Here is a 14049-nt window from a genome sequence, read left to right on the forward strand (position 1 = left end):
ACATTAAATGGTCAGGCAAGTGAGTTAGTTAAAAAAGCTTCTGGGAACTATACAGATCCAGGTGCAAAGGCAAAAGAGCACGATGATCCAGTAGAAAAAAATGCTGTTACAGTGGATACTGTGTCATTAGAAGTAGCTGGTTCATTTGACATCACTTACACATATGAAGATTCAGTTTATGTTTATACTGGTGATTCTAAAGTCAAGTTACAAGCTGATCCAGTAACTAGAAGAGTGAAAGTAATCGATCCAGCTATCGAATCATTAAAAGTATTAGATGATGACTTAGTTAGTGAAATTGAAAACAAGAATGTAACTGTCTTTGTGAGTAGTTTAGATAACTTACCAACAACAGTATTAGCACCAAAAGATTCAAACTTAAGACCAGTTGTAAAAGGTGAAACTTCTAGTGAAATACAAGTTGTAAGAACCATAGAATTTAAGGATTCAGCTGATAAAGTTTATGAGACTTATACAGTCACATATGTATTAAGAAACAAGCCGGTCATTACATTAAATGGTCTGGCAAATGTATCAGTAAAAAAAGCAACAGGTAACTATCTAGATACAGGTGCAAAAGCAAAAGAACATGGTGGATTAGAAAAAGATGCTGTTACAGTGGATACTGTGTCATTAGAAGTAAAAGGTTCATTTGATATCACTTATATATATGAAGATTCAGTTTATGTTTACTCAGGTAATAGTAAAGTCAAGTTACAGGCTGATCCAGTAACTAGAACAGTGAAAGTAATCGATCCAGCTATTGAGTCATTAAAAGTAGCAAATGATGACTTAGTCAGTAAGATTGAAAACAAGAATCTGACTGTCTTTGTAAGTAGTTTAGATAACTTACCAACAACAGTATTAGAACCAAGTGATTCAAACCTAAGTCCAGTTGTAAAAGGTGAAACTTCTAGTGAAATACAAGTTGTAAGAACCATAGAATTTAAGGATTCAGCTGAAAAAGTTTATGAGACTTATACAGTAACATATGTATTAAGAAACAAGCCGGTCATCACATTAAATGGTCAGGCTAGTGAATCGGTTAAAAAAGCTTCTGGGAACTATACAGATCCAGGTGCAAAAGCTAAAGAGCATGGTGATGTAGAAAAAAATGCTGTTACAGTGGATACTGTGTCATTAGAAGTAGCAGGTTCATTTGATATCACTTACACATATGAAGATTCAGTTTATGTTTACTCAGGTAATAGTAAAGTCAAGTTACAGGCTGATCCAGTAATGAGAACAGTGACAGTAATCGATCCATCTATTGAGTCATTAAAAGTAGCAAATGAAGACTTAGTAAGTAAGATTGAAAACAAGAATCTGACTGTCTTTGTAAGTAGTTTAGATAACTTACCGACAACGATATTAGAACCAAGTGATTCAAACCTAAGTCCAGTTGTAAAAGGTGAAACTTCTAGTGAAACACAAGTTGTAAGAACCATAGAATTTAAGGATTCGGCAGATGATGTATATAACACTTATACAGTAACATATGTATTAAGAAAGAAGCCGGTCATCACATTAAACGGCCAGGCTAGTGAATCAGTTAAAAAGGCTTCTGGTAACTATACAGATCCAGGTGCAAAAGCAGAAGAACATGGTGATCCAGTAGAAAAAAATGCTGTTACAGACGATACTGTGTCATTAGAAGTAGCTGGTTCATTTGATATCACTTACACATATGAAGATTCAGTTTATGTTTATACTGGTGATTCTAAAGTCAAGTTACAAGCTGATCCAGTAACAAGATCAGTGACAGTAATCGATCCAGCTATCAAGTCATTAAAAATATTAGATGATGACTTAGTAGGTGAAATAGAAAATAAGAATTTAGCCGTGTTTGTAAGTAGTCTCGATAATTTACCAACAACAATATTTGAACCAAGAGATTCAAACTTAAGACCAGTTGTTAAAGGTGACACAGCTAGTGAAACACAAGTTGTAAGAACCATAGAATTTAAGGATTCGGCAGATGATGTATATGAGACTTATACAGTAACATATGTATTAAGAAACAAGCCAGTCATCACATTAAATGGTCTGGCAAGTGTATCAGTTAAAAAAGCTTCTGGTAATTATTTAGATCCAGGTGCGAAAGCAAAAGAGCACGGTGGATTAGAAAATGTTGCTGTTACAGTCGATACTGTGTCATTAGAAGTAGCTGGTCCATTTGACATCACTTACACATATGAAGATTCAGTTTATGTTTACACAGGTGATTCTAAAGTCAAGTTACAAGCAAATCCAGTGACGAGAAGAGTGACAGTAGTATCAGTAGAACCAGTAGCTGTTGAAGATACTAAAGATGTAGTAGAAGATACTGAAACATCTATCAACGTTTTATCTAACGATGTGAATGTAGAAGTGTCAGATAATCCAGTAGTTTCAATTGTAACAAACCCACTATATGGTACGGCTGTAGTAGAAGATAACCAAATAGTGTATGACCCTACTGATAACTCGAACTTGCAAGATACTATAACTTATAAGGTAGTCACAAATGAAGGTGAATCTACTGCTGTATTGACAATCAACATTACACCAGTAAATGATGCGCCACTTGCACCAAATAAAACAGCGACAACTAAAGAAGGTGTAGCTGTAACAATTGATACAGGTGTAAGCGATGTTGATAGTACTAGTCTAACAATCACATTAGGAACTGTAGCTAATGGATCTGCTACGGTATTTGGTAAGAATGTAACATTCACGCCATCATCAAACTATGATGGCACAACATCATTTAATTACACAGTTTCTGATGGAGAAAAAACTGCAAGTGGTAAGATTACCGTTGTGGTCAATAAAGCAACAAGTGATGGAGGAAATTCAGGCGGAAATACGGGTGGAAACTCAGGTGGCAATTCTGGTGGATCACCATCAGGTGGTAGTCCTTCAGTTAGAACAACTTCAACACCTTCTGTAAAAATATCATTGAACCGTGATAAGGTTGATTTAGAGTATGGTACTGAATCAGATCCTGAATACTTCCAGTTTGATTTAGATGCAATCATCAAGAACTCAGACAGTGAAGATGTAACGTGGACTGTTGAAGATTCTGAAGTTGCTAGTGTAGATGAAAATGGTGTGGTTAAGGCAATCAAACAAGGTAATACGGTAGTTACTGCTGTACATAATGATTCTGGTAAAAAAGCAAGTGCTGAGATCATTGTTTATTTAGTAGGTCAAGAACAAGGACCATTGGGTGCCATTCAGTTCTATGATCCTTATATCTTAGGATATCCTGATCAAACCTTTGGACCTTTAAGACCAGTAACAAGAGCTGAAGTTGCTACTATGTTTACAAAAATCTTAAAGCTTAATGTAGATTTCCCTGGAGAACCTAAGTTTGGTGATATCAAAGAGGATGATTGGTACTTTAACTATGTTCAAGCGATTCAAAGAACAGGTCTATTTGTAGGTGATACAGATGGAAACTTCAGACCGAATGATCCAATATCAAGAGGTGAGATGGCTACTGTATTTGCTAAGTACTGGAGATTCTTAAACATTGAAGTAGTGGATACGAAAGTTGATATTATAGATGTTTCTGATTCGCACTGGGCGAGTGATTACATTTATACAATGTATAACGCTGGTATTGTAGCTGACTTTGAAGATGGTACATACCGTCCTAACGACCCTACATTACGTGAGCAAATAGTTGGCATGATCAATACATTGATTGCTAGACCAGCATTTGATGCACCATTCTCAAAGTTTACTGATATCACAAGTGAACACTGGGCATATGGTAACATAGAAGCTGCTTCTCAAATTTATGTTGTAGAGCAACTTATTGAAGAACAATAGAATGATAATGAGCTGTATCATATATGAGAAATCATGGTGATGCAGCTTTTCTTTTACTTGTATGACATGTTTTTAAGTTATCTATTCCAATAACTGGTTATTTATGTGTGGTGAATAACTATTTTCATTGTTTTGTTGTAGAATAGAAATTGGTAGACATTAATATATGAGAATATGGAGAGGAAATGAAAAAGTATTTATTATGTTTCTTGCTTGCTTTACTTTTGGTTTCTTGTGAAAGTAGAGCAGTAGAACCGGTTGTGGAAAAACCTGTTGTAGAAATTGTAGAAGTAGATGAAGTAGAAGAGGAAGAAGATACTATTGAAGAAGATGTGAGTGTAGAAGCATTATATGTGAGGGTTTTAAGTGACAATCTTAATGTAAGACAAGCACCTGAGGAAAAATCTGATGTTGTATCACAACTTGTTGAAAATGATTTGGTCAAGGTTGTTGATGAAATAACAGATGATCAAGACCGCATTTGGTACCAGGATGATTCGTTAGGATGGTTTGCCTCATGGTATTGTAAGCCGGTGGCTATAAATTCTTCTTCTGAGAAGTTTGATTTTATTGTTAACTTGAATGAAACTACCAAAGTTTATTTGGAAGTTGGGTCAACTGAAGTCATTGGTCAGGCTAAAAAGGGTCAGTATAGAATACTTGAGACTTATGTAGAAGATGCCAATATGAGCTATTGGTATAGAATACTTACGAGTATAGGTATTAATGGCTGGATACTCGGAACAGACTTATCTGAAGAGACACGTGATAAAAAAGTGATTGATCTTGTTAAAATAGAAGAAGTATCTGATAAATATGTTAATGCGTACAATGACTTTTATGATAAAGAGTTTATTGACCTTTTGAAAAAGGAAGTTGAAAACGTTGATTATCTTTATTCATTAAATGACAGTCATTATATTATTATAGGCTATGATATAGACGGTGTAGATTGTATCAGTGTTTATGATAAGAATAAGCATAGTCTTCGTTTCATAGGTCATGGTGATTATTTATATGCAGATAGGCTGCTTGAGAATCAGTTTCTTGTCCTTGATTACAATGATGATCAGACATTTGGAAAGAAGATTGTTGATTTAAGCTTAGAAGGATCTATAACAGATTATCAAAGCTTAGGCTTTGAAAACTTTGCACTTCTAGAGACATATCGTGAGAAAATATTTTTACTTGAAATGATAGATTCAGAGTCATCATTATCTGGCTTGTATTATTATCAGCCAAGTTTAGATTATCTTACACCATTTAAGGTTTCAGGGGATATCAGTTGGACTTATGAAATTGATGAAGATGAAGTTGTTGTTTATAAAGTTGATGATCAGAAGCATGAGATTTATAGAGAGCACTCACTTGAATGGCTGTTACCTATAATAGAAGATCACGCTGTTTATACAAGATACCAGATCAGGGAATATCTCGATTTGAACTTATCAACTTATTCAGATGAAGATATTATAAAACATCTTTTCCAAGTTGATGACTATGTATCGTATGTTAAGTATGGTGGTTTATCTAGAGACGATGATGACTATTTATACTTTAGTATTTTTACTATAGAGAGCTTAGTGGGTTATTCATATTTTGAACATACTCTAGAAGAGTACTTGGTTAAATGGAAAAAGAATAGCAGTGATTATGAATTGATTTTAAAGGTGAGCCCTGATGATTATTTTAATCAGATTTCTTCTGATATGTCGCCAGATGAAATAGAAGTCTATCTTAACCAAGCAGAAGTACTTGTTGAAGGGCTTACTGGTATCGAAACTAAGAAAGAAGATGGGCTGTTTATAACTGAGTATTATAGACGATCTACTAGTGAAGACGCTTACTATTATAGGCTTATCATAGCTGATGAAAACGGCAAGACTTATCATTCTAATGTTTATTTTTCTACAGATGATTCCTTTGATAATCTTATCATCACTTTACTTGGTGATGAGTTTAGTCCAGGGGTAACATTAATTAATTTAGATTTATTTAGACAAGAACTAGATTGTTCTTTAAGTTTATCTGCAGGGAGGTATGAACTTATACCAGATACCGACTGGCTGATTCTAGAATCGTGGCATCCATATCCTGATGGTTATCATACTCTGCCACCAGTAACGGATGTGGAGTTTATAAATATTAAAACACTAGAGAGATTGCCTTTTAGAGTCCATGACACAGAAGTTGACTATTTGTATACGATGAATGAAGAGACTTCAAGTCTTGAGATTTATAAGAAGAATATTGGAGACGAAGAAGGTGTACTTTTCGAAACAATAGTGCTAGAGAACCTAATTACGGAGTTGTTATCAGATTAATGTAAAAGAGGAGTGTAAACTCAACGGGTTCGGTTGACGTGTGTTTTTTGAAGAAAGATACATGCTTATAACATCCAATTAAGCACTTAGGGCATCATGTATTAGCAACTATGTAACAGAACTATAAGTAAGTTTCAGTATTAAGAAAAGCATTGTTAATAAAATCATTAACAGTGTTTTTTTATTATGCTACATCATCGATTGATTTTTGTTTGAAATGCAAAAATTAGTTTTCATATAATGCAAAAGCTGATATTGGTATTGATGCAAAAGGAAGGAGTTGAATATGAATATCTAAATGCTTATATGCTTTAATAATTTTATATGGTGAAAATAGAGGTGTTTTATGGAGAATCAGTTAGTTCACTTTAAAGATGGTGAATTTGAACTTGATGTCAATATAGAGAAAGAGACTATTTGGTTAACACAGGCTCAAATTTGTGAGTTATTCGAAAGAGAAAGGTCTGTTGTTACAAGGCATATAAACAACATTTTTAAAGAGGGTGAATTAGATAAAGATTCAGTTAGTGCAAAAAATGCACATACTGCTTCTGATGGTAAAACATATGAGACAACATTTTATAATCTAGATGTAATAATTTCAGTAGGTTACAGAGTTAAATCCCCAAGAGGTATTTTATTCAGGAAATGGGCCACTAAAGTATTGAATCACTATTTAACTGAAGGATATGTTGTAAACATTAAGATGCTTGAGAGGGAAAATGAAAAGTTAAAACAATTTCATGACGTGGTTAATATTGTTCATCGAATATCACTTGAAAGCGATGCAACAAACCTTGAAATTAAGAATCTTCTCTCTGTAGTAAAAGATTATGAATATGCACTTGATCTCTTAGATCAATATGACCACAAAACAGTTACAATAGAAGGAAAAGTAACACAACGAGAAGTGCAGAAAGTTGAACTTGAAGAGGTCTATGAAATAATTCAGGAAATGAGAAGAGATTTTGATTCCGATATTTTTGGGAAAGAAAAAGATGGTTCTTTAACTGGCTCTCTATATAATATTTATCAAACTGCATTTGGTGAAGATGTTTATCCTAGTATTGAGGAAAAGGCTTCAAACCTACTGTATTTTCTTGTTAAAAATCACTCTTTCGTTGACGGAAATAAGAGAATTGCAGCAGCAGTCTTTATGTATTTTGTTAAGAAAAATGATATCTATTATACGAATCTTGGCTTAAAAAGGTTATCAGATGATGCATTAGTTGCGTTAACTCTTTTAATTGCAGAAAGTAAGCCACCAGAAAGAGAAATCATAGTTAAAATCATAGTTAACTTAATAAGCGAAAACTAGAATAAACAGCATGGTAAAACTTCCATGCTGTTTTCTTAGTTATTCGGTGTGTTATTCGTACTGTCAATTAAGTATGTTATTATTCAAAAAACACATGTAGACCAAACCCGTTAGTGAAAACTTTTTATTTTATTTATCCACGAAAGGGTGATTCTGTAATATGAAGTATCATAACAACCACATCACTTGCTGCAGATGGTTCTTGATAAGCACGTGTTTAAAAGCTCAATTGTCATTGAAGTAATAGCGATCATACTCCTGTCAAAAGCCGGATGTTCTACACTTTTATAAGTCTTTTATGGTAATAAAGAATATATTAAACAGGTATAGAATAATCATGTGGATAAATTCTTGATTTAAAGAATCTATCCACATGATTGTTAACATATCTTATTTGTCTAACAACCACTTTAATGCGTTTATTTGTTGAATCCCTTTATGATCCATTTCAGGATCCTCGTCCATTGTTAATAAGTATTTAGCATAGTGATCTTTAATCTTGCCTAGAGGTTTTAATAATATCATTCAACACAAATCAATTTTGTTCACCCAAGTGAATATTTATATGAAAATTATCATTTTGTTCACTCGAATGAAAGTTGTTAGTGGTACATGTGTATTTCTTCAGTACACAAGATAATTTTAACTAATCCAAACTTACATAGTGTTTGTAGTAGATTAGATGGTTGATTTAGTGATGTGTCAGAAACAAATCCGGGTTTTTTATGGATTTGATTCTGAGTATAAAGTGATCAACAGAAGTTTCTCTAAAATGTGAAAAAGGATGATAAGTAACCATCCTTTTTACGTGATGGACCACTACTCCATCAACATACTAAACTAAATCACTACCCCTATGGGTATGATAGGAGTTCTATGATGCCTACCTGGGGAGGTAATCAACTAGAACCATCTCCATTATATCATATAAAACTTTTGTTACTCTTGGGATTTGGGAATATTTAGTGGTTGTTTATTCTGATAATACGGTTAAATAGGGAAAAATTGTCACTTTGTTATTTGATTGTTGTAATATTAAAATATGTATTGTGATTTAATTTATGAAATATAGATGAAGGAGTTCGTATGGGTTTATTAGGAGATCTATTGAAATTAACAGGCACAGTTGTAGGAGCGACATCAGAATTAGTGCTTAAGGGCACGGGTGAAATCATAGGAGCAGTCGCAGATGAGTTTGGGGCTGATGAACTTGCTGATGCTTCTAGGGCAATTGGAAATGGTCTAGGTGATTTATCTAACGCTGCCTTAACTGCAACTGGTCAGGGGCTAGGAACAGTTGTTGATGTAACCATTGATGTTGCTAGTGAACTCGGTGGTGGCATTGGAGAAGCTGTTGCTGATGGCTTAGGTGCAACTTACGAAGAAAAAATGAAGGCAAGAAAGATTGGTGCTGTGGTAGGTGGTGCATCAGCTGGCTTTCTTGTAGGTGACGTTATCGGTGGTGGTATTACAGCTGTGGCTGCAAGTGGTACCGCTAGTACGGGTGCTGCTATCTCAGGACTGTCAGGTGCTGCACAAACCAGTGCGACTCTAGCTCAAATTGGGGGCGGAGCAGTAGCTGCTGGTGGTGGTGGCGTTGCTGCTGGAACTGCCATTCTTAATGGTATTAATGTGGCTACAACTTTAGATGGTGCCAAGACAGCCATGGATAAAAGTGTTTACAAAGTGACCACAAGTGATGATACAAAACGACTTACAGGTGGTGATTACAATGATTAAAATGTTTAAAGATTACGTATCACTCGATAAAGCGATCATGGGGAAACCAGGTGATTTATTGGTTGCTACAGTAAGTGGAAAAGAGTTTTTCTTTCCTAAAGATTTATCAAGACCTAATGTGCCACCTAAAAGAGGACAAATAGTGGGTGTTGATCTAAAGAATATGATAACCAATGATTTAGACGAAGGCTATTATGAAGTCATTCATGAGTGTTTTGACATTGAAAAGCTAGACTTAAGTATTGGTGAAAAAAGGTTATTAGAGTTAACTGCTCGTATGACCAATGAGAAGATTGACACTTTTACCTTACATGACATGTATTACAATCCTACTTGGCCGGATTATTCTAAATATACTTGGTTTATTAATCGTTTAGGTGATTGGTATTATACTGCTGATAAATTATCAGAAGAAGAAGATTATGGTTATAAGACCATTTATCATGATGTCTTTTTAGATCGAATAGTGCCTGATATCAATCATAGAGGTGGCTTCTTTAAGTTTGTCATCAATTATGATATGAACAAGTTAAAGTCTTTAACACAAAGATTACATGAAGATATGTGTCGTATAGTGGGTTCTGTCAAGTCTATAGGAAATGCTGCATCTATTGATGTTCATGCGTCTGTTATGCTGATGGAATATGCCCCTAATCTAGAGCAAAAGTTACTTGGTGCTATTCACAAGCATTATAAGGGAGAATATGATTTTTATCCTGAGTTCATGGTCGATGTAGGCAATATAGCCAGTAAACAACTTCAGATTACTGGCCATGACTGGGATGCGATTTCTATGTATTTAAGATGTCATCAAGAATGGATATTAGATTTAGAAATGTCGAGAGATTAAAGGTGTATGATGATAATCGCACATCTTTTCGGTTACTTATACTTCTATTAGGTTAGTTTTTCATAGGTTGATTACCTACATATGTAAGGTGGTAGGATTAAGTATGTATGATGGAGGGACTTTGATAGAAACTCATTAGATAGTATCAAGGTTTGAAAATTATTTCTACTAATAACAATTACTTTGATAAGTTTAAATTATTAGTGAATTATAGGGAGGAAAGTAGATTATGAACAGTTTTAAATCGGCAAGTGAATACATCACAGATAAGACATCTTATGAAGTTTTTGAAAGAGTTGCCATTTATCAAGTATGGACAGAGTTTAAGCATAATAAAAATTTTGGACATGATGTGATTGCCACATTCCTGTCGTGCTTTGCAGGGCCTTTTGACGGCTTTAAATACGACCCTTATGATGACCCAGCACTTAAAGATATAGTTGAGTATACAAACTGGGGATGGAGCCAGTCTTGGCCTCAGGATTTAGTTTCGTGGGCGCAAAAATACTGTAAAAGTCAGGAAGATGTAAAACATTTTAATAATATCATGAATGTCTTAAGTGCAGGTAAAGCAGATGAGGTCTATCACTATATGCATAGAAATGCACAAAATCCACCTACTCTGCAGACCTATTTTCCTGAGTTGGTACCATTTGGGCAATTTAACGATAGCAATTGGCCAAGAAAATAGAAGCTTGTAATGAAGTAAGAAATGGTGTTATCAGGATTTGGTAACACCTTATTTTATTTGAATGGATAATTGATGATATAAATGGTGATTAAATAAGTAAGAGCATCAGTTTTTTGAAAGTATGCCTTTAGAAAAGCTAAACCATTAATCTTTAGTTGACCAGTACAATTTCATCATCATTCTAAGTAAACAAGGGGACTATTACCTAACTTTTAAAAGGTCATAAAGGAGCAGGAACAATATGTATTTATTAGGTTGATAATCAAATCTAGAGTTTAAAAAATGAATTACGGTTTAATTTGGCTATTGACCATGAAAGCCCCTTTGTCTATATAATCTATGCTAAAATATATTTAGAAGTTTGCTGTCATAAGATAGAAGGAGTAATATGGATTATAATGAGATAGAAGTAAAACTACAATCTTTAATAGTCGACTATATATGCCTACCACCAAAACAGGATCAAATAATAACCATTCCTAGGATATTTAATAAAGTCTATAATGAAAACTTTATTAGTGATTATTTGGCCTATATTTTCAATCCAAAGATCAATGGCATTGGCACTAAACCACTTCAAGTGTTGGTCGATTATTTCATGCCAACTTATGAGATTAACAATACAAAGATTGAAGTTATGCGTGAATATGTTTTTAATAGTGGGCGACGGATTGATTTATTGATTATCTTAGATGAACTTATTGTTGCTCTAGAACATAAAGTATGGTCTGATGAGTCTGAAAATCAGACAATTAGTTATTCTAGTAGCTTAGACAAGTTGTATCCTGAAAAAGATATCTTAAAAATCTTTCTATCTCCTAGTGGTAAAGTTGCACAGTCTGAAAAGTTTATCGCAATGTCTTATGAAACACTAGTTAGCCTCTTAAAAAGTGTAGATACTGATGATATGGAAACTATGCGTCAGAGGGTCTTGTTTGAAGAGTTGATATTACATATTGAGGAGTATTTTATGACTAAGGGTTTTAATGAGGTTACGGAACAAACCAGATTATATCTAAAAAACAAAGATCTGATTGAGGAACTCCAGAGTGCCTTTATAACAGATGCAGTAAACACTTTTATTATTTTTGAAGAAAGAATAAGAAACTATTTTGAACCATATAAATTTGAAGTAAATTTTAGCCCTAAAAGGGGCTATCAACAGTTATATAAGAATCACTGGAATGATGAGAGTTTATTTATTCATCATGAGTTTAGTTTGTCATGTACAGACTTATTACAGAATGAAGTGTTTAATTATTATCTTCATGTGGAGGGTAGTGAGAGACACCAGTTTCTTGAGTTTTTTGATAAGAATTATAGTATGAATATTGATAATTTAAATGAAATGTTTCAGTATGAAGGTAATCTCAGAGGTGTGACGCTTTGCAGTAAAAAAATTGAAAACCCATATTACTTTGACTCTAAAGATCAAGATGCTTTCGAAGATGACCTTAATGTAATAAATAAACTAACAAGATTGTTAGATGCTGCTCTAGAAGAATATAAAAATATATGATGGCAATTTTTAAGGCCTAGATTAGAAGCTAATCTATACAAGATGATAAGGATAAGTAAAGCTCCTACTTAAACCAATAGGTTTAAGCAGGAGCTCTTTTAATTAACTTTCTTTTGCTTGATAAATCTCTTGTAAGTCAACAGGTTGTTAATCCGATTATGCATATATGGATTACTGAGTAAAGAGTAGAAGTCTTTTAACTCTTTAAGTGTTTGATAAGACTTTTCATAATAACTGTCAACGTCTGTTAGTTCATATAGATTAAAATATGAAAGTGCAATTTCATACTCGATTTCGTAAAACAAGGCGATGGATGATGATTTTGTAAAGTATCTTTGTAGTTCTCTATAAGATTCTATGCATTTCTTGGTTTCGTTGATGTTCTTTTTTTGAACGTGATTAAGAGCTTCTAGTTTTAAACGATGAAAGTCAACTTTATTTAGGCTAAGCTGATCACCACAATCATCAAAAATCTTCAATGCTTTGTCGGCTGCTGACATCCCTAAATGGTAATAGTTTAGTGATTTTGTGATTTTATAGAGGTTTTCATAGATGCTGACTTGACTTAACCATATAGAAGCCATACTTAGGTGATAGTTATTTTCTTGATAAAATTCCAAGCTTTTATTTGTATAAATAAGTGCTTGATTTAAATATTGGTTATTTTCTATCACTGTGCCATATGCAAGGTAAACAAGGGCTAAGTTGTCATTGAACCTGCAATAATCATATGGGTTTTCATTAATGGTATGATTATGAAAATATATGTTGCCGTATTCTACTGCCTTATTAAAATGGTAAGAAGATTCTGAAATCGTAATCATTCGATAGTGTGCTGCGATTGCATTAGATAAAGACCTATTATACAGAAACTCATCCGATTGAGAAATTTCTTCTTGAACGATGATTGTAAAGAGTTCAATGCTTTTCTCTAGATTGAGTTTGGTCTTTTTAAATTGAGCAAGTTCTAAGTACAATACGCCTAGATTGTTGATGATTTTCAAATATTCAAGTTTGTTTTTCTCAGAATCAATCATTTGCTTGGCATTGGAGTAGGCATCTAAGGCCATCTCCATATTTTTGATTGAATCTTGCATTCTTGCCTTAGACTGATAAATGGTGCCTAAAAGCTTATAAGATATGGCTTGATCGTGTAAAGATGCATCAATGTTTATGGTTCTTACAATGTAAGACAAACTGGTATTAAGCTTTTTAATGTCACCTTCTAAATTACCAGAATCTCTATAGATGATGCTTAATTCTCGATAGACTTTATCAAGGTTAGTCTTATTATCACCACATATCTTAAGCAACTTTTCTAAAGTTTCAATAGCTTCCTCATAATAGCCATTTTTAGCTTCTGTTAAAGCAAGTCGAATCTCGCTTTCAATCTTCAAGTTATGTGATACAGTTTTCTTAGTTTTTTTTCTTCCTGTAGAGGTATTATAAGCTTCTTCAAGTACTAAACGTATGTACCTAGAGTGACTTTCGATGAAGGATATCTCTTGAAGTTTCTCATTAAGAGTTACATCAGTAGCAATTAGCTTATCAATCTCTAAAAGACACTTCTTATTTGTAAATTCACAGTCGTAATCTTGAATATGACGGCATATAGAATTTAAGAATAGATTGATTATTTTTTTACCTGGCTTACTGTCATTTCGCCAGTGACGAATACGGCTGCTTGATCGATCTATTTCTTTCGATATTAAATCATTGTCTATGTGATACAAGGTCATAATCTCATCAAGTAGTTGATTAAATATTGTGGTCATAGTCTCCTCCTAC

8 protein-coding genes are annotated in these 14049 nt (G+C 33.7%); 7 read left to right on the forward strand and 1 reads right to left on the reverse strand.

All coding sequences use genetic code 11. The features are described 5' to 3' along the window. The 7 genes from EZV73_RS22220 to EZV73_RS22250 form a co-directional block, all read left to right on the forward strand. On the forward strand, positions 1-3819 hold a 3819-nt coding region (locus tag EZV73_RS22220), incomplete at its 5' end, for an S-layer homology domain-containing protein (protein WP_240842644.1). 185 nt (positions 3820-4004) lie between these two features. Continuing rightward, positions 4005-6143: a hypothetical protein gene (locus EZV73_RS22225; protein ID WP_240842645.1), complete on the forward strand. Its 2139-nt coding sequence runs from the start codon at positions 4005-4007 to the stop codon at positions 6141-6143. 346 nt (positions 6144-6489) lie between these two features. Then, positions 6490-7461, forward strand: a complete 972-nt coding sequence (gene rhuM, locus EZV73_RS22230; protein WP_240842646.1) for a RhuM family protein — start codon at positions 6490-6492, stop codon at positions 7459-7461. Between the two features lie 1086 nt (positions 7462-8547). Next, entirely contained in the window at positions 8548-9201 is a 654-nt protein-coding gene (locus EZV73_RS22235) for a hypothetical protein (protein WP_240842647.1), read from the forward strand. Next, positions 9194-10051 carry a hypothetical protein gene (locus EZV73_RS22240; RefSeq protein ID WP_240842648.1) on the forward strand — a complete coding sequence of 286 codons (858 nt, stop codon included), beginning with the start codon at positions 9194-9196 and terminating at the stop codon, positions 10049-10051. The genes EZV73_RS22235 and EZV73_RS22240 overlap by 8 nt, the downstream gene beginning before the upstream one ends. Before the next feature lie 229 nt (positions 10052-10280). Further along, positions 10281-10742, forward strand: a complete 462-nt coding sequence (locus EZV73_RS22245; protein WP_240842649.1) for a hypothetical protein — start codon at positions 10281-10283, stop codon at positions 10740-10742. Between the two features lie 388 nt (positions 10743-11130). Beyond that, on the forward strand, positions 11131-12261 hold the full coding sequence (locus EZV73_RS22250; RefSeq protein ID WP_240842650.1) for a PD-(D/E)XK nuclease family protein: 1131 nt from the start codon (positions 11131-11133) through the stop codon (positions 12259-12261). A 98-nt stretch (positions 12262-12359) separates the two neighbouring features. On the opposite strand, the gene EZV73_RS22255 is transcribed toward EZV73_RS22250, so the two are convergent. After that, positions 12360-14036, reverse strand: a complete 1677-nt coding sequence (locus EZV73_RS22255; RefSeq protein ID WP_240842651.1) for a hypothetical protein — start codon at positions 14034-14036, stop codon at positions 12360-12362. Positions 14037-14049 lie beyond the last annotated feature (13 nt).

Origin of the sequence: Acidaminobacter sp. JC074 (assembly GCF_022496765.1) — a bacterium.
Taxonomy (GTDB): domain Bacteria; phylum Bacillota; class Clostridia; order Peptostreptococcales; family Acidaminobacteraceae; genus JABXKX01.

Coding starts and splice junctions, on each gene's coding strand:
- EZV73_RS22245 (WP_240842649.1), top strand. CDS start 10,281: ATGAACAGTTTTAAATCGGCAAGTGAATACATCACAGATAAGACATCT.
- EZV73_RS22225 (WP_240842645.1), top strand. CDS start 4,005: ATGAAAAAGTATTTATTATGTTTCTTGCTTGCTTTACTTTTGGTTTCT.
- EZV73_RS22235 (WP_240842647.1), top strand. CDS start 8,548: ATGGGTTTATTAGGAGATCTATTGAAATTAACAGGCACAGTTGTAGGA.
- EZV73_RS22255 (WP_240842651.1), bottom strand. CDS start 14,036: ATGACCACAATATTTAATCAACTACTTGATGAGATTATGACCTTGTAT.
- EZV73_RS22240 (WP_240842648.1), top strand. CDS start 9,194: ATGATTAAAATGTTTAAAGATTACGTATCACTCGATAAAGCGATCATG.
- EZV73_RS22250 (WP_240842650.1), top strand. CDS start 11,131: ATGGATTATAATGAGATAGAAGTAAAACTACAATCTTTAATAGTCGAC.
- rhuM (WP_240842646.1), top strand. CDS start 6,490: ATGGAGAATCAGTTAGTTCACTTTAAAGATGGTGAATTTGAACTTGAT.